Source organism: Fischerella thermalis PCC 7521, assembly GCF_000317225.1.
Taxonomy (GTDB): domain Bacteria; phylum Cyanobacteriota; class Cyanobacteriia; order Cyanobacteriales; family Nostocaceae; genus Fischerella; species Fischerella thermalis.
The window spans coordinates 1-17,182 of the sequence record NZ_AJLL01000032.1; the positions used below are offsets into that span (position 1 = coordinate 1).

Here is a 17,182-nt window from a genome sequence, read left to right on the forward strand (position 1 = left end):
CACGCTGGGAGGGGAAAGATATTTTTAGCTCACTTCAAGTTAGACAATAACTAATAACTTTATTGCGATCGCAATTTTGAGTACTCTCTGGGCGGACAGTCAATGATATAAAAAAGGTTAAACCCACAACCATTAGTATTTAGCCCAGAAATACGCCATGTGTCAACTGCTAGGAATGAATTGCAATACCCCCACAGATATTTGCTTTTCTTTTGAAGGCTTTGCGGCACGTGGCGGAAAAACTGATGATCACCGTGATGGTTGGGGTATTGCTTTTTTTGAGGGAAAGGGATGTCGAATGTTTATCGATGCCATACCCTCGATTAGTTCTCCCATTGCAGAGTTAGTGCGATGTTATCCAATTCATTCCACTCATGTGATAGCCCATATCCGCAAAGCTACCCAAGGTGAAATTGCTCTAGAAAACTGCCATCCCTTTCGTCGGGAATTGTGGGGGAGGTATTGGGTATTTGCCCACAACGGTGATTTACCAGAATTTAATCCTACTGATATGCAATATTATCAACCTGTAGGAAATACTGACAGTGAGAAAGCTTTCTGCTTGATTTTAGAAACGATACGTCAAAGTTTTCCTGAAGGTAGACCTTCTCTGGAAAAACTATATCCTGTCCTGAGAAAAATTACTGATAAAATTTCTGAGATAGGTGTTTTTAATTACTTATTATCGGACGGAGAATACTTTTTTAGTCACTGTTCCACCAAACTTTGCTACATTATCAGGCAAGCACCGTTTGCCGCTGCTCACTTAATTGATCAAGACTTAACAGTAGATTTTCGCGAATTGACAAAACCAAGCGATCGCGTCGCCGTGATTGCTACCACGCCCCTCACCGACAACGAAGTCTGGACAATCATTAAACCAGGAGAATTACTAGCATTTCAAGATGGATTACCTTTGCAGTTAGCTTAATCAAAAACATATTTTTCTGCCACTTTCCAGTAACGAGAAAAGCGCTTCAGGTCTATATAACCGTCATAATCAAAAAATGGTTCTAATTCAAAAATTTCCAAATCTATAGAACGTTCTATTTGCTGACAAATACTTTCAAATCGGGGACTAGGACTTTCTACTGTTGCTACTTTGGTAGCATTATTTTCCTTGGCAAAAGCTAAAATTTCTTCTGCTACATCGCCACGCCGGATCATTACAGGTAACTCTAGCAAACATTCGTAGATAAAAGCGATGCGTTTGAGGCTAAGTTGCCATTCTTCTAGTAATGCATCATCCCAAACCCAGATAGCAGGTGCATCTGGATATTCTTGCAATGCGGGGTTATGTGGACTTAAGCAGTCTCCGTGTACCCAGATCACAGGTTTATTCATAAACACAATTAAAACAATAAATTTTCAATTAACTGAAATCTATCTTGAAAATAGGGAACTCTTAACAGGGATCGGGGATTAATTTAGCAGCAATCTCATCAACCATCGGTGTTTATCTGTGTGCATCTTTTGAACAACCAACAACCAACAACCAACCATTAACTAATACCAAAGCTGCGCTAGGCTAGATAGTGGATCAAAAAAACACTATGACACCTTCAGAAATTGCAGCTACACTAGCAGAATTATTTGGTGAAGCAGATGTCAAGGCGATCGCACCCGGTTCTTGGCAAGTAGAAACTTCTACCTTTCGTCTACTGGTACTACTTTCAGACGATGAAAGTTGGTTGCGACTTTTGATACCGATTGTACCAGCACAACAAGCCCAACCTTTTTTAGAACAGTTTTTAGAAGCAAATTTTGATGATACTCAGCAAGTACGCTACGCCTTACAGCAAGGTGTAGTCTGGGGAGTATTTCAACATAGCTGTAACAGCTTGGTTGTAGAAGATTTTCGAGATGCGATCGCCAGACTCATTAGTTTACATGCAGCTGGTTTAGATGATGTCTTTAATCGGCTAGTAGAAAGTCGCATTCGCCAGGTGATTATAGCTGCGAAACTCCAAGGTCAGTCCCTAGAATCGACGATGCAAAACCTGGAACGTTTCTACGCTGAAGGATTAATGGGAGATGAAAACCAAACTTCACAAGCAAGAGAAGAAACTTTAGCTGCTTGGCGACGCCAGTTGGAAAGACTTTGGCCAGAAGTAGATGTGAATGGCTGAACTTTATCTCTTTACAGCCTGAGTAATCGTACTTCTATCAAAATCACGGCAAAATTTATGTGTGAGAAATCGTAGACGCGTAGCGGCTTCCCGTAGGGTACACAGATGCACACAGATACACACGGATAAATTATTCGTTTGGATTTAGTCGGAGTTATCTCTAATGCTGTCGGTTAGCGAAGCAGAAGCAACTATTTTCAATTTAGTATCACCTCTAGACAACCAGCAGGATACAGAAATTGTCGATTTGTTAGCAGCAGATAGTCGCATTCTTGCTTCTGCGGTTACAAGTCAAATGCACTTTCCCTATTGGGATAACTCAGCAATGGATGGTTACGCTGTGCGTTACGCTGATGTACAGCAGGCGACTCAACAACAGCCAGCGATTTTAGAGATTGTTGAAGAAATTCCGGCTGGGTATCAACCCCAGTCTACTATTGAACCAGGGCAAGCAGCACGGATTTTTACTGGTGCAGTTCTACCAGCAGGTGCGGATACTGTGGTAATGCAGGAAAATACACAGCGACAGGAAAACCGTGTATTGATCTTGACAGCGCCTCAAAAACCACAAGAATTTATCAGACAACGTGCAGCTTATTATCAAGCCGGGACGCAATTATTACCACCAGGAATTATGTTAAATGGGGCAGAAATTGCTGTGTTAGCGACTGCCCAGTGTACCCAAGTCAGTGTTTATCGACGTCCACGAGTAGCAATCTTTTCTACAGGTAATGAACTTGTCCCCCCAAAAAAACCCCTGCAACCAGGGCAAATTGTCGATTCTAACCAGTATGCTTTAGCAGCTTTGGTGAGGCAGAGTGGGGCAGAACCATTAATGTTAGGCATAGTCCCAGATGAACCGCCTGCCTTAGAAAAAGCGATCGCCTATGCGGTATCTAACGCCGACATAGTGATTTCTTCTGGTGGTGTTTCCGTGGGAGATTATGACTATGTTCAGCAGATTATCGAGTCTTTAAAGGGGAAAATTCACATTCAAGCAGTGGCAATGAAGCCTGGTAAACCTCTCACGGTTGCGACATTTAGAAATCAAGTGATTTACTTTGGTTTACCCGGAAATCCAGCATCGGCATTAGTAACATTCTGGCGATTTGTACAACCAACTATTAAAAAAGTTTCTGGGTTGGTAGACGGTTGGCAACCAAAGTTTATCAAAGCATTCACTCGTCAGGAATTGCGATCTGACGGTAAACGGGAAACTTATTTTTGGGGCAAATTACATTTACAAAACGGAATTTATGAATTTCAGCTTGCTGGTGGCAGTCAAAGTTCTGGCAATCTCATTAATCTCGCCCAAACTAACGCTTTAGCTGTCATGTCTGTGGGACAAACACTAATTTCTTCAGGAGAAGAAGTACAAGTTTTACTCAATTAACTAACGTGAGTTGTTAGTGGTTAGTGGTTAGTTGTTTGTTTTCTTCCTTGTCTTCTTTGTCCTCCTTGTCCCTTTCCAATCCCCAATCCCCAAACTCAATTCTGCACTCGCCAAATCTTAATAATATTGTCTGCACTACCGCCACTAACAACAGTCTGCCCATCTGGACTAATGGCAACAGAATAGATATAACCAGAATCTCTTTTGAGAGTACGAATTTCTTTTCCTGTTTTGAGATCCCACAGTTTAATCGTATTGTCACTACTACCACTTACAAGTCTGACTGTATCTAAAGACTTATTTTTAGCAGTGTTAGGTACAAAGGCGATGGAATTGACTTTATCGGTATGCTCTTTTAAAGTCAGAGTTGCTTTTCCTGTTGCTAAGTCCCACAATTTAATAGTTTTGTCTTTACTACCACTAGCTAGGCTAGTACCGTCGGGACTAAAAGCTACAGAAATAATCAAATCAGAGTGTCCTGTGAAAGTACGGATATTCTTAGTAGTATTGACATTCCATAGTTTAATTGTCTTGTCCCAGCTACCACTGGCAACAGTTTGCCCATCGGGACTAAAAGCTACAGAAGCGATCGCCCCAGAATGTCCAACAAGAGTGCAAATTTCTTTTCCAGTTTCCACATTCCACAGTTTGACTGTCTTGTCTAAGCCAGCAGTAGCAAGAGTTTGTCCATCAGGACTAAAGGCTACAGATGTTACCCCAGCTTGATGTCCCTTAAAAGTGCGAATTTCCCTGCCCGTTGCCAGATCCCATAATTTGACTGTTTGATCTGCACTCGCACTCGCAAGAGTTTGCCCATCCCGACTAAATACCACACCCCAAATCCATCCGGAATGTCCTTTCAAGGTTTGAATTTCTTTTTGGGTTGCTAAATCCCATATTTTAATAGTTTTGTCATCACTACCACTAGCCAGCTTTTGTCCATCCGAGTCAAAAGCCACAGAATTAACATCACTGGCATGTCCTTTTAAAGTGCTGGGTTCGTCAGAGTTTTGGACAATAATATCTTGAGGTGGAACAAAATCAGAAGACTGAGTTATCTGTTGGCGAGACTGAAAATACCAAACCCCTGCTAATGCCAATATGACAATCACAGCATTAACTAACAGGCTATTTTTCAGTTTTTTAGTTAATTTTGCCAAAAATCCGCCTCTATTTGCTGGCGAACCTGACAGTATGGTTTCATCAAGTTCTGGTAATGGCGGTGGTTGACGTGATAAATCTTTAATCACATCATCGGCTGATTGATAGCGTTCTTGAATCTCTATCTTTAGTAGCTTGTCCAAGACCCTACCCAACTCCATAGAAAGGGCAAGTCCACCTCTACTAGGAGTGCTGAAATATTGCCACCAAGATGATACCCAACCATAACCTTGTTGCATCCACAATTTGGATGGAGAAGTTCCAGTTAGTAGGTAAAAACAAGTAGCCCCCAAACTAAATAAATCACTTGCTGGATAAGCCTCTCCATCCTGCATTTGTTCAATGGGAGTATAGCCGTGTGAACCGATAGTTGTTCCCATTTTTGGCTGCACTGTTGTTGTCAGCAGCTTCGAGGCTCCAAAATCAATTAATACTAACTCCCCCTTTGAATCTCTTTCTAAAGAAGGATGCAAAGATTTACGGCGAATAATGTTTTGAGGCTTGATATCTCGGTGAACTACTCCGCGATCGTGGATAAATTTAAGAACTGGTAGTAAATCTAATAAAAGTTCTCGAATTTCTCTTTCGCTAAATCTTCCCCGCTGCTGCAATTCTTTGAGTAAATTTTGTCCATGAATATATTGCTGTACTAAATATAAGTAGTTATCTTGCTCAAAGTAAGCTAGCAGATGAGGAATTTGTGGGTGTTCTCCTAACTCTTGCAATCGTTTGGCTTCTTGTTCAAAAAGCTGAACCGCTTTTTTTAACGCCCCTGTATCTTTGACTTTTGGCGCTAATTGCTTAACAACACATTTTTCATTTAGTTTGTCGATATCCTCCGCTAGATAGGTGATACTAAATCCACCTTCTACAGACAATCTTTCGATAACACGATAGTGACCTCTCAGCAGAGGTACTAGTGGTGTTTTACAATTCTGACAATATTGGCTACCATCAGGATTTAAAGGATGTTGGCACTCGGGATTCAGGCAGCAAATCATACTAAAAATAAATTTGCAGCTTGAGTATATATTAATTCATGTCGTATCATTTTGCTATTAAGTTGCCAAAATAAACTTTCTGACTCAGAAAGAAATCTACTGGTAACTAAGCAATCTAAAATTAAAGTATAGACATTTTTCTATCATCATGGTTACTGGCAGAACAGCCGCTGCGATAAGTGCGCTTGTGTACCCAAATTGTATACTGCGAAAGAAGCACGTAAACGAAATTTTTAACAGACTTGTACCAATGTTCAGTTAAAAATTTCCTAAATACCACTTTGGTATGATAAAGACTATGCAAAAACAATACAAGCTCTGATGTAGAGTTTACATATTTCAAATTTTATAAAAACAACTATCTAAAGTAGTAAAAACAGGAGGTATTTATTTAAAGTCATAAATTATTAGTAATTAATGCGAAACTCAAATATGACTCAAATTATTTCTAAAATTAATCTCAAAACATAAATAAACTTTAGTAAAAATTTAGCGACTTCAAAATAAAAAATTAAGTTTTTAACTATATTATGAATCGAAATTTTGAGGAGTGATATGTTCAAAGGAAAAAGCAACAAAAATTTTTGGCATAAATTTGATTTGGCTTTAATTATTTTTCTTAGTAGCAGTTTGTTAATTACAAATTATCCTCTGCCTATCAATGCCTTAGAAATTCCAAAACAATCGCGAGAATTCAAAATTGCCAAAACACCAGATGAGAGAGAGCCAGAAGCAGTAAAACAAGCAATTGAGCAAATTCCTGTTACACAACCGTCTCCACCTGCTCAAACTAATCCACCAGTAGAGTCTCCCATTCCCCCCACACCCACATCATCTCCAACTCCAGCATCAACTCCCACGCCACAGCCTTCTGATACTGGTTCCCCTAGTCCTGCACCCACAACTAGTCCTGCACCCACAACATCTCCAACTCCAGCATCTACCCCTAGTAATCGACCAGCACCACAGCCTACATACCGTCCTTCTACCCCTAGTAATCGACCAGCACCACAGCCTACATACCGTCCTTCTCCTGGAAGTACTCAACCAGCACCACAGCCGAATTCTCGTCCTGCTAATTCTTCACGTTCTAGGACTCCCAAGCCAACCAACAATCAGGGTACAACCAATAATAGGACTTCTGGTGGCTCACCTGTTTCTGGAAGCAAAATACCTAACGCTAGACCAATTAACTTTGTAGACATTCAATTAGGTGTCTTAGCGCCGGGTGACTTTAAATCCCAAGGCAGGTATTTTCACTTTTATCAGTTTGAGGGTCGAGAAAATCAATTAATTCAAATTAGACTTGTGGGTAGTGCTGATCAACGCCACTCTAGTAATCTGAACCTCAATCCGTTCATGATTTTGCTTGACCCCAACAATAACGTTCTGGCTAAAAGAAGTAGTGGGGAAGCTAAAGATGCATTTTTGTTTGTCAGACTACCTCAGCGAGGTGTTTATACAATCGCAGTTACTAGCCGTAATCCTGGAGAAATAGGACGCTATAGTTTGGCTTTAAGGAACGACAGAGCCAGTTACACTCTTGATGAATCAGAGCAATTAACAGCAAATGGCTCCAATCTGAGAAAGAATGGCAGCCCTTACAATGTTTCTAGCTTTGAAGGCAAAAGAGACCAACTTGTAAGCATACGTGTAGATAGCGTCTTAGAAGAATTTTCTCCCTATATTGTCCTTTTCAATTCTAAAGGTCAAGTAATTGCCGCAGATAACGACAAAGATGGTAGATACACGGCGCTGATTGATCGAGCTAAGTTACCTGAAGATGGTACTTACTATGTTGTAGTGATTTCTTCTGTTCCTCAACGAACAGGTACATATCGATTGACTGTTTTTTGATTTAGCTGATTGTTGTTTGTTGGTAGTTGATTGTTTTCCAACCAACTATCAACAAGCAACTACCAACCATTTTCATTGCGCTACCCGCCAGATTTTGATCGTTTTGTCAAGACTACTACTTGCAACAGAAGTACCATCAGCACTAAAGGCGATAGACCAAACTTTGTCGTCATGTCCAGCAAGGGTGCGAATTTCTTGTCCGGTGTTCACATTCCAAAGTCTGATGGTCTTGTCCCAACTACCACTAGCCAAGGTATTACCATCTGGACTAAAGCTGACAGACCAGACTTTGTTGGTATGTCCTGTGAATGTGTAAGTTTCTTTACCAGTTTTCAAATCCCACAACTTGATCGTGTTGTCCCAGCCACCACTTGCTAGAGTGTTGCTATTAGGACTAAAAGCAAGAGAATGAGCTGCTTGCTCGTGACCTCTCAAAACACGAATTAGTTTTCCTGTGTTTACATTCCACACTTTAATAGCGTTGTCAAAATAGCTACTACTAGCAACCGTGTTACCATCGGGACTAATGGCGATCGCATCTACAACATCACAATCTCCTTTCAGGCTGCGAATTTGTTTGCCTGTGGTGACATCCCACAGTTTAATGCTCTGATCCCAACTGCCACTGACTAAAGCTTTGTTATCTGAACTGAAGGCGATAGACTGAACCGAAGCTAAATGTCCCTTTAAGGTACGAATTAATTTTCCTGTTGGCAAATCCCAAAGAATGATGGTATTATCTGCACTGGCGGAAGCAAGCATTTTGCCATCAGGACTGATAGCAACAGCATTGATCCATTGAGAATGCCCCTTCAAGGTGTGTAATTCTGTTCCTGTTGCCAGATCCCAAATTTTGATAGTTTTGTCTGTGCTTGCCGAAGCGGCTTTTTGACCATCAGGGCTAATTGCGACAGACCAAACCGAGTTGGCATGTCCTTTTAGGGTGAGAGCGTCGCCAATCCCAACATTTACCCACGCCGATTTATCTAGCTGATTAGCGCTTTGAACAGATAAGCTGGTTGCGCCTGGGGCAGATTGCCACAGCCAAGTTCCTCCAGCTCCTAAAAGCACGATCGCCGCACCCGTTAAAACTTTGATTTTTGAGTAACTCATTTGTACAGACATTGCAAATTCAGCAGTTGCTTAGGTCTCATGCTGTGAAATTCACAAACCAGAGATTGTATATATTTTTGTGGGGATAAATTTATTTACCCATTGGATGAATGACTTTTCAGCTTTATTGGCAAATCTTTAACATTACTTTTTATATGTAAAAAAATGGTTAACTTGAGACTCGCCAAATCTTGATGGTGTTGTCAAAACCACCACTAACAAGGATGTTGCCATTTTGACTAAAAGCCAAAGACTGAACTCCGTCGCCGTGTCCTGCTAGGGTGCGAATTGCTTCGCCTGTTTTTAGATTCCACAATTTAATAGTCTTGTCACCACTACCACTAGCTAGAGTTTGACCATCTGGACTGAGAACAACAGACCGAACTCCTCCAGAATGACCTGTGAGGGTACGGATTTGTTTTCCGGTTGTCAAATCCCAAATTTTGATGGTCTTATCATCACTACCACTGATCAGGGTTTTCCCATCCGGTGTTATGGCGATCGATGTGACAGTTTGAGTATGTCCGGTAAGAGTACGGATTTCTCGTCCAGTTGTCACATCCCAAACTTTGATAGTTTGATCACGACTACCACTAACTAAAGTTTTTTGATCAGGGCTGAAGGCGATCGCTCGTACCCAAGAAGTATGACCATTGAGAGTGTGGATTTCCTGGGTCGTCGTTAAATCCCACAGTTTAATCGTATTGTCATCGCTACCGTTAGCTAAAATACTGCCATCCGGACTAATAGCAAGGGTATGAACTGAATTCCTATGTCCTGCAAAAGTTCGGATTTCCTGTCCTCTGGCTAGATTCCAGAGTTTGATGGTTCCGTCCTCACTACCACTGACCAAGGTTTGCCCGTCTGGGGTGATGCTAACAACATTAACGCGATCGCTATGCCCTTTAAGAGTAATAATCTCCTGTCCAGTGGCTAGACTCCAGAGTTTAATACTGTCACCGCTGTTGCTGACAATTGTCTTATCATCTGGGCTAATCGCAACAGACAAAACCGATTTGGAAGGTGATTTGAATGTATGCGCTAAATAAAAATTCCCCAATGGTAGTTTAGAAGATCGAGGAAGAATAGCTTCATTATTTGTTGATGTGTCGTCCCCTTGACCAAAACGAGAAGAAATGGAAAAGTTAAAGTTGTGAGACTGCCGATAAAAGAACTCACCCAACACTATTACCATGACTAAAGAACCCACCAAGAATGAATTTCTCAGCAGTGCATATTTTCTTGGTATAAATGGTGGTTGGGTTGGTGGTAATATCACTGATGAGTTAGCGGTTTCCGTTTTTCGGTCTGATAGCTGCTTGCGCATCAAGTCTTTTAGCACTTGTTCAGCTGATTGATAGCGCTGCTGCACATCTTTTGCTAATAGCTTGTCAATGACTTCAACCAATTCAGTAGCGATCGGACTCTTCAAATATTGTTGCCAATCTTGCACCCAGGCGTAGCCATGTTCTGTCCAAAGTTTAAAAGGGGAAATTCCTGTAAGCAGATGAAAACAAGTAGCCCCTAAACTAAATAAATCGCTGGCTGGGTAGGCTTTACCGTCTCTAATTTGTTCAATTGCTGAATAGCCATGTGAACCTATAGAAGTACCCATTTGTATGTGTACTTTCGCCGTTAATTGCTTAGAAGAACCAAAATCTATCAAGCATAGACGCCCATCAATTTTACGCCGGATAATATTCTGTGGCTTGATGTCTCTATGGATCACTCCTCGTTCATGAATAAATCTAAGAACAGGTAGTAAATCTAACAAAATTTCTCGAATTTCTTTAGCACTATACCCTCTTTTCTGTTGCAACTCTTTTAATAAGTTCTGTCCATCTATGAACTGCTGCACCAAATACAGGTATGTGTTTTCTTCAAAGTAAGCCAATAAAGTTGGTATTTGCGGATGTTCTCCGAGTTGTTGCAGCCGCTGTGCCTCTCGCTGAAATAGATCCATCGCTTTGGAAAGGGCCCAGCTTTCTTGAAATTTTGGTGCTAATTGTTTGATAACGCAGCGTTCATTGAGTTTATCTATATCTTCTGCCAAATAGGTTCTACCAAATCCACCCTCATCTGAAAGCACCCGGATGACACGAAAGCGCTTCCGTAACAGCTGCACGAGTGGACTGTTACAAGTTTGGCAGAACTCCTTTCCATCAGGATTGAGGGGATGTGGGCAATCAGGATTTAAGCAGCAGATCATTTATTACAAGAGTTACAACTGCGTGGTAAATGAAGTTAAGGATGCCCTGAAAATTTTTGTATATTAATAATAATCCTTTGTATTATACTAAATTCTATTAAAAATTTTGTATATTTTCTGACTACAAGCTAGTAGATTAATATATCAGTAAATATCAAGCTATATCCTACTAGGATTTTCCAACCTCAAAACTTGAGGTATTAGATATATCAGAACTTTATTGACCAGATTTACAATTTAAATTGATAGTATTCATTAATTAAGCACAATAAATTATCTTGATTGATTAATTTATTAGTGTTAATCAAGCAACTTCAAACTTGCTCGATAGTATGCATTTATTTGTTGATTAATTTATATTATTGAAAAATTAATTTGATATATAAATATTTCTTTGCTCAATAGATTTGCGGGTCTTGAGTTTTGCTTGCCATTCCCGAATAGCACTTGCAGTCCTTGCTACAGGTGGCAAGTATGCATCAGTAACTTTGTTGGTAATTTTAGTTTTACTTGCCAGCCTTTGGTTAGTTAAGCAGCTAGTTAAATTTGGCACGTAGGATTCCATACCTAAAGTCCACATCACTTCATCTGCTGACTGAAAACGCTCATCCAAAGAAAACTTGAGCATTTGATTTAAGACCAGAGCAAAATGTTCGCTAACTTTAACTTGTTTGTGCCAACTAATTTCGCCGGAAACTGGATCCTGGTCAAATTCTAAAGGTGATTTTCCTGTTAAAAGATAAAGACAGGTGACGCCTACAGCGTAAATATCACTGGCGTAAACAGGACGTAAGGAAAATTGTTCTGGTGGTGCAAATCCCATCGTTCCTACAAAATGTGTATGATTGCTTTCAGTGATTGCACCTGTGACGTCTAGTAATTCTTCTTTGACTGCACCAAAATCAATCAGCACCAATCTTTGATCATCCTGACAGCGCAGTAAATTATGAGGCTTAATATCTCGATGAATAACATGATGTTTATGAATATAATGCAGTACTGGTAGTAGTTCTCGCAAAAACTGCTTCACCTCAGCTTCACTTTTAGGGCCTTTGCGTTTGACCTCCCATGCTAAATTCACACCCTGTATATATTCTTGAACTAGATAAAATTCTCCATTGACTTCAAAATAGTCTAAAAGCATGGGAATTTGGGAATGGCTACCAAGTTGAGCTAAAGTTTTTGCTTCTTTCTTGAAATGCATACAAGCGCGTTCTCGACTTTGGCGACTTGTCACCTTCGGACAAAGCAGTTTAATCACACATAAAGGATTCCCAGGTAATACTGCATCTTTGGCTAAAAATGTAACACCAAAACCACCCCGACCCAAAATGCGTAAAATTTCGTAGCGATCGCGAAATAATTTTGAACAACCACAAAGTTGACCAATCTGAGTTTCCTTGAGAATGTCTGCATGAAAACTTGATGTCTTGGAAGCAGAAGAAAAGTGATTCATTGCACAACAAGGGAATTGAGAATTAAAAATGAAATAAGGATAATTCGCCCAATATTTAACAGTGGGCTTGTTCTGGTAATTGATAATTGGAAAAATGAGAACCAGTTCTTACCTATTACCCATTACCGGGTAACCTGCCGTTTGATCCATCACTTTTAACAAATGAGGTTGTCACGTCACCCAACCTTGATAATTGACTTAGTTACCAAGAATGTTTTTAATGTAACCACAAAATTTTATTTACGCCAGTATTCTGACTGTATCTTTGTCAAATCCTGACCTGAGCAATCTTCTAATTTACAATTTAAAATCAAAATTTTAAAAATAGGGAGCGAAATTCCCCGGATAGAATTTTTACGTATCCCCGATTTTACTACCTCATACCATTTCACAAAATTATTGATACAAATCTTCCCCTTCTATTCCTTGTTATCCTCATCTAGTTGGTGGCTAAATGTCAAACTTTGTAGAATTTGGTAGAGTACCTTATGGAAGTACTCCTAATGCGCCGAAATTCACTGGATAGTGCATTAAGTAAAGTGGCGTAACGAGACTAGATGTGGAGTGATTAAACAATTTTTGTGTATGCGGTTGTCTACTACGAGAGAAGCAACCTTAGGTGACGAGAGGTTTTACTTTACAGGCATAAAGTTTGAAACTGAATATTAACTGCTTGTTGAATATATTTTTAGCCAGTCTGAAAATATTAAGTTATACTTAAGTACCTCCAACAACTGTGATTTATCTAGGAGCCTTTGTATGTTTGTATTTGCAATTACAAAGTAAAACTTTATTCTTTCTGTCTCTGCCAATTTAGACCTTAACTTAGCCAATAGTCAGCCTGAATGCCTCTTGTAGCTCTGACAAGCCTAATGATTGTATAAAATAACTATTCTTAAAGATAAGCATTGACAGAACAGAATTTCTAGTACAATGTTATATCAATTTTAATAAAATCACTTTCAAGACGTTGCAGCTTTCCTGTTTTGCCTGATGGTGTGGGAAGTTATTATTTGTAGAGGAACGCAATTACTGAATAGTTATTACTTGTGGTCAAAAATTAATTTGTTCAGCTTACTTCAATCAAGCCGAGTGAACGAGAACAGCTATGTCATACGTCTCCATATTAAAAACCATACCAGAAATAATTAGTCAGCCAACAGGGATAGCAGTATTAGCCTCTGTTGGTATCCACGGTGTAATCGCCTTATTTCTCCCGTGGATGCAGTTGGAAACCAAACCAAAAGAGACAAAATCACCAAAAACTGGCGTAGGACTTGTTGAATTAAACCAGGCTGATCAAAATCGTCTGCCGCAAACAACCACATCTGGGCTTCCCAAGCAACCAGGAATTCCTTTACAGACACAGTTACCGCAAGCTGGGCAAGTTCCCATACAAGCACAAGTTCCTCCTTTCCCTAACTTTGCGTTCAAATCAACACCCTTACCGGCACAACCGCCAACAACTTCTCTGGTTGAACCACCACTAACTCCTGTTCCCTTATCTCCGAACCGAGTCAGTATCTTGCCTCTACCGCAAAAGAATCAGTTGCAGGTAGCTCGAAGGCAAAACTTCCAACTTCAACCAAAGTATGATGTCAGCCAAAGCGACACAACAACTATTCCGCGTGTCAATGATAGGAAAGTTAGTCGTCTACAGGATGAGATTGGCTTAGGAAAACCGCAACCGCTACCATCTTCTGTCAACACCTCTAACTCCGTATACCCCACAAATTTGCCAGATTTACAGGCTGCTAACATACCCAGTAATCTGCCCAACACCCCGGCTTCCAACTCTTCAAATAACCCTAACACTCCGCCGGGGCTTCATAATCAGGAATTTGTGGCTCCTGGTGGCACTCCGCAACTAGGAGGAAACTTAGCAATGGGCGGTACAAGCTTACCGCAATGGCAACCACAACAGCCCACGCTTCAAAAGCCTGAATTGCCACCACCCGCACCGACAACATCCCAGGTGACAGCACAACAAATCGCGAAAATCACTTCTTTAAATGATCAATTACGCAAAGTAAGGGATCAATACCCCAACATTGAAACCAAAAAACCTATCTCCGAAACCGTTAGTGGTCAAAGAGGACAGGAAGGTGAAATAGAAGGTGGTTTAGTCTACGCAGACGGTCAGGTTGAATCGATAGAGTTTCTAGATAATTCAGTTTCATCTAACCTTAAGATCGCAGCACGGGAATACTTTAGAGATTATTTCCAAAAAAATCCTGTGCAGTCCAATGGTAAACCTCAGTACTATCCATTTAGACTCTCTTTCTTACCAAATAGTAACATCACTCCCGCAGCTGCTACTCCACCAAAATTGCCTGTATTAGTTCCTCAAAAATTGCCGATTTTGGAAACAAGTAAAACACAGTCATATCCAAGCGGTCAGCAAAATTTACAGCAGCGTTTGCGATCGCTTCCGCAAAATCAACAATTACCTCAACAGCAACAACCCACACAAGCGACTGTAAAACCTACAACATCACCAGTGCAAGTGGGGACAAATCAGGCTCAACCAACCCCACAAGCATCTCAGTTGCAAGTTAATAACACTCAAAATCCCAACCACAAACTATTACAACAATTACGCCAAGTTAAACAGGAAAGACAAAAATCAAATTCACAGTAAACAATGATATAGTTATCAGTTATTTGTTAACTGATAACTATTCACTGAATTTGATATTACCAACCCTGTTCTGCTTTTTGAAAAACGTAAGCAGCTACTTGGATAATTTCATCTTCGCTTAACTTGCTTTTAAAAGCAGGCATGGCGTTTTTCCCATTTTGTATTTGGTGAATAATCGCTGCAATAGAGTCAGTATCGTAATTTTTCAGATACTGTTGTAAGGCTTCCTTTTTCAAAGTCTTCTCAGCGATGAGAACATTACCACCACCAATATGACAAGAAGCACAGTTAGAATTAAATATTTTGGCAGCATCAGATATTTCGGCTGCTTGTACTGGACTGGTAAATATAAAAAATGACAGCGCGATCGCAAATAGCAAAATTAATAATAGAATTCTCAAAATATTCTCCTTGGGATAAGCTTTTAGCCCCTGAAAAAATCCTTTTAGTAATATTCTATGGCTGCTAAAAGCTTTCAAGGTGAAGTAAACCAATTTTGAATTTTAGATTTGCATCCAAAAAAAAGCTTTGAGCGCTGACTTGCGGCGCTCAAAGCTTTTCGCGAAATCCAAAATTGGCACTGTCAATTAACTTTCCACAGAAATATCTCTTGGAACTAGATTGGAGTGCTATTCAACAGTGAGTTTACCAACCATGCCAGCACCACGGTGAGGCTCACAATAGAATGTATATTCACCTTTGGGAGCATCTGCGGGGATTGTGGTCTCATATTCTTGGCCGGGACTCATCAGTAACTGCTTATGAGTAAAAGATTTAGCTAAATCAGCACTTTTAGATTGAGCAGGATCGAATACAACATTGTGGGGAGGAACTTTGTTATTTACCCATTTAATAGTGTCACCTGGCTTGACAGTCAATTTTGCAGGTTCAAATGCCAGCATTCCCTTATCACTGCCAAGTTTGACTGTATATGTGTCAGCCGCAGCACTAGGAGTAAAAACAGCAAAGCTGCCAACAACTAAAAGAATTGTTAACAATGCTAAACCAAAGCGACGCAAGCCGGCCGCAATTAATTTCATAGCCTTCTCCAATCAACAAGTTTTATTTTCCTCTATTCATTTTAGATAAAATTAACGCCAAATATGACAATATGTCGTAGATGTAAGTTTTTTGTGAGAAAAGTGAGCAAAATTATAGTTATTGGCCTTTTGTAAGTAGTCCTATTCATCTTGGACTACTTAACAAAAGACTGATGACTAAAAAATGATGACTATGTTGATCGGAGGAGGTTTAGTAATAAATTTTACCACCGCCCCACTTAATTCCAATTACTTTTGGTTGTACTAGGATATAAGCAGCGATCGCCTTCAAGTCATCATCAGTGAGATTTCTCATTTCTGTGAAAATATCAGCACTCTTGATGCTGGGATGTAACTCAGAAATTTCCTCTTCTCCATCGTAGGTAGTGGGGTTTTTCATGTAGTCCACTAGTCCTTCAATGTTGTTACGGGGTGGTGTTGCCAACGCCAAAGCCTCAGGATCAAGTCCTACGTTTTGGTTGGTTTTGGTGATACCACCAGGATGACACTGAGAACAAGTTTCATTAAACAAGCGTTTGCCTTCTGTAAGCTGTTTCAGGCTGACTACAACTGTGTCACCCTTTTCATTTAACGCTACTGTGCGTGAAGCTTCATCTAACTCCACTGCTGTTGCACTACCGACAACAAACTGAAAAGTCAGCAACACAGTAACTACAAAAATGCCAATTAGTCTTTTTAACATCTTTCCCCTTAAAGATTTTGACACTCAACACAGCTAAATATCACGATACTCAATCTTTTTTTGTTAACTGCCAGTTGTCAATGTTTGTTGTTTGTTGTTTGTTGTTTGTCGTTTGTTCTACCAACCACTAACAACGAACTCAACTATATTGGTTGCAAACAGATAACATCCATCCTCTAAGAGGGGCGTTATCTGCTGGTATCTTTGTGATTAATAGGTTTGCACAACCCATAAATTAGGTTAACTGACAGATATAGATAGAGTCGCTGTTATACAAATATCACGTTAAGAGGCCAATTTGTTGCCCCAACTACTGGGTAGGGAGATAGGAAAATAGAGAGATATAAACATGAGTATTTTTACTGAAAATAAGTTGCGATCGCACTTGTATTATTCTGATATCCGTCTTTTGACACTCCCAGACCTTCAAGGTGTGGGATTCTTCTTTCAACCAGTCAACTTGTCTAGAGGAGTTTCCA

The 17,182-nt window shown here is 40.1% G+C and carries 13 protein-coding genes; 5 read left to right on the forward strand and 8 right to left on the reverse strand.

The genetic code is table 11. The features are described 5' to 3' along the window. The first annotated feature begins 157 nt into the window (after nt 1-157). Complete coding sequence (locus tag UYK_RS0106830; protein WP_009458198.1) at nt 158-931, forward strand: class II glutamine amidotransferase; 774 nt, start codon at nt 158-160, stop codon at nt 929-931. Here the strand turns inward: UYK_RS0106830 and UYK_RS0106835 are convergent. Beyond that, on the reverse strand, nt 928-1,344 hold the full coding sequence (locus UYK_RS0106835; protein WP_009458199.1) for a hypothetical protein: 417 nt from the start codon (nt 1,342-1,344) through the stop codon (nt 928-930). The genes UYK_RS0106830 and UYK_RS0106835 overlap by 4 nt on opposite strands. Nucleotides 1,345-1,553: 209 nt before the next feature. Here UYK_RS0106835 and UYK_RS0106840 point away from each other — a divergent pair, with 209 nt between their 5' ends. Then, complete coding sequence (locus UYK_RS0106840; protein ID WP_016871144.1) at nt 1,554-2,129, forward strand: hypothetical protein; 576 nt, start codon at nt 1,554-1,556, stop codon at nt 2,127-2,129. A 163-nt stretch (nt 2,130-2,292) separates the two neighbouring features. Beyond that, on the forward strand, nt 2,293-3,522 hold the full coding sequence (locus UYK_RS0106845) for a molybdopterin molybdotransferase MoeA (RefSeq protein WP_016871145.1): 1,230 nt from the start codon (nt 2,293-2,295) through the stop codon (nt 3,520-3,522). A gap of 95 nt (nt 3,523-3,617) precedes the next feature. Here the strand turns inward: UYK_RS0106845 and UYK_RS0106850 are convergent, their stop codons facing one another. Then, the gene (locus UYK_RS0106850) at nt 3,618-5,684 is read right to left on the reverse strand and encodes a serine/threonine-protein kinase (RefSeq protein ID WP_016871147.1); all 2,067 of its coding nucleotides are present in this window, start codon (nt 5,682-5,684) and stop codon (nt 3,618-3,620) included. Between the two features lie 555 nt (nt 5,685-6,239). On the opposite strand from UYK_RS0106850, the gene UYK_RS0106855 reads away from it, so the two are divergent. After that, complete coding sequence (locus UYK_RS0106855; RefSeq protein WP_016871148.1) at nt 6,240-7,541, forward strand: PPC domain-containing protein; 1,302 nt, start codon at nt 6,240-6,242, stop codon at nt 7,539-7,541. A 72-nt stretch (nt 7,542-7,613) separates the two neighbouring features. On the opposite strand, the gene UYK_RS0106860 is transcribed toward UYK_RS0106855, so the two are convergent. The 3 genes from UYK_RS0106860 to UYK_RS0106870 form a co-directional block, all read right to left on the reverse strand. Further along, complete coding sequence (locus UYK_RS0106860; protein WP_016871149.1) at nt 7,614-8,666, reverse strand: WD40 repeat domain-containing protein; 1,053 nt, start codon at nt 8,664-8,666, stop codon at nt 7,614-7,616. A 157-nt stretch (nt 8,667-8,823) separates the two neighbouring features. Next, a complete protein-coding gene (locus tag UYK_RS0106865; protein ID WP_009458206.1) occupies nt 8,824-10,863 on the reverse strand; it encodes a serine/threonine-protein kinase in 2,040 nt (679 codons plus the stop codon). A gap of 370 nt (nt 10,864-11,233) precedes the next feature. Then, nucleotides 11,234-12,319: a serine/threonine-protein kinase gene (locus UYK_RS0106870; RefSeq protein ID WP_009458207.1), complete on the reverse strand. Its 1,086-nt coding sequence runs from the start codon at nt 12,317-12,319 to the stop codon at nt 11,234-11,236. Nucleotides 12,320-13,427: 1,108 nt separating this feature from the next. On the opposite strand from UYK_RS0106870, the gene UYK_RS0106875 reads away from it, so the two are divergent. After that, a complete protein-coding gene (locus UYK_RS0106875; protein ID WP_009458208.1) occupies nt 13,428-14,960 on the forward strand; it encodes a hypothetical protein in 1,533 nt (510 codons plus the stop codon). Between the two features lie 56 nt (nt 14,961-15,016). On the opposite strand, the gene petJ is transcribed toward UYK_RS0106875, so the two are convergent. The 3 genes from petJ to psbV all read right to left on the reverse strand — a co-directional run bounded on the left by petJ (nt 15,017) and on the right by psbV (nt 16,703). After that, nucleotides 15,017-15,361 (reverse strand): cytochrome c6 PetJ, encoded by a 345-nt coding sequence (gene petJ, locus UYK_RS0106880; protein WP_009458209.1) that lies wholly within the window; start codon nt 15,359-15,361, stop codon nt 15,017-15,019. Between the two features lie 228 nt (nt 15,362-15,589). Beyond that, a complete protein-coding gene (gene petE, locus UYK_RS0106885) occupies nt 15,590-16,000 on the reverse strand; it encodes a plastocyanin (protein WP_009458210.1) in 411 nt (136 codons plus the stop codon). A gap of 211 nt (nt 16,001-16,211) precedes the next feature. Further along, entirely contained in the window at nt 16,212-16,703 is a 492-nt protein-coding gene (gene psbV / locus UYK_RS0106890; protein ID WP_009458211.1) for a photosystem II cytochrome c-550, read from the reverse strand. Between the last annotated feature and the right edge of the window lie 479 nt (nt 16,704-17,182).

What these genes read in the sequence shown, in the direction of transcription:
- UYK_RS0106830 (WP_009458198.1), top strand. Translation starts at nt 158, where the DNA reads ATGTGTCAACTGCTAGGAATGAATTGCAATACCCCCACAGATATTTGC.
- UYK_RS0106835 (WP_009458199.1), bottom strand. Translation starts at nt 1,344, where the DNA reads ATGAATAAACCTGTGATCTGGGTACACGGAGACTGCTTAAGTCCACAT.
- UYK_RS0106840 (WP_016871144.1), top strand. Translation starts at nt 1,554, where the DNA reads ATGACACCTTCAGAAATTGCAGCTACACTAGCAGAATTATTTGGTGAA.
- UYK_RS0106845 (WP_016871145.1), top strand. Translation starts at nt 2,293, where the DNA reads ATGCTGTCGGTTAGCGAAGCAGAAGCAACTATTTTCAATTTAGTATCA.
- UYK_RS0106850 (WP_016871147.1), bottom strand. Translation starts at nt 5,684, where the DNA reads ATGATTTGCTGCCTGAATCCCGAGTGCCAACATCCTTTAAATCCTGAT.
- UYK_RS0106855 (WP_016871148.1), top strand. Translation starts at nt 6,240, where the DNA reads ATGTTCAAAGGAAAAAGCAACAAAAATTTTTGGCATAAATTTGATTTG.
- UYK_RS0106860 (WP_016871149.1), bottom strand. Translation starts at nt 8,666, where the DNA reads ATGTCTGTACAAATGAGTTACTCAAAAATCAAAGTTTTAACGGGTGCG.
- UYK_RS0106865 (WP_009458206.1), bottom strand. Translation starts at nt 10,863, where the DNA reads ATGATCTGCTGCTTAAATCCTGATTGCCCACATCCCCTCAATCCTGAT.
- UYK_RS0106870 (WP_009458207.1), bottom strand. Translation starts at nt 12,319, where the DNA reads ATGAATCACTTTTCTTCTGCTTCCAAGACATCAAGTTTTCATGCAGAC.
- UYK_RS0106875 (WP_009458208.1), top strand. Translation starts at nt 13,428, where the DNA reads ATGTCATACGTCTCCATATTAAAAACCATACCAGAAATAATTAGTCAG.
- petE (WP_009458210.1), bottom strand. Translation starts at nt 16,000, where the DNA reads ATGAAATTAATTGCGGCCGGCTTGCGTCGCTTTGGTTTAGCATTGTTA.
- psbV (WP_009458211.1), bottom strand. Translation starts at nt 16,703, where the DNA reads ATGTTAAAAAGACTAATTGGCATTTTTGTAGTTACTGTGTTGCTGACT.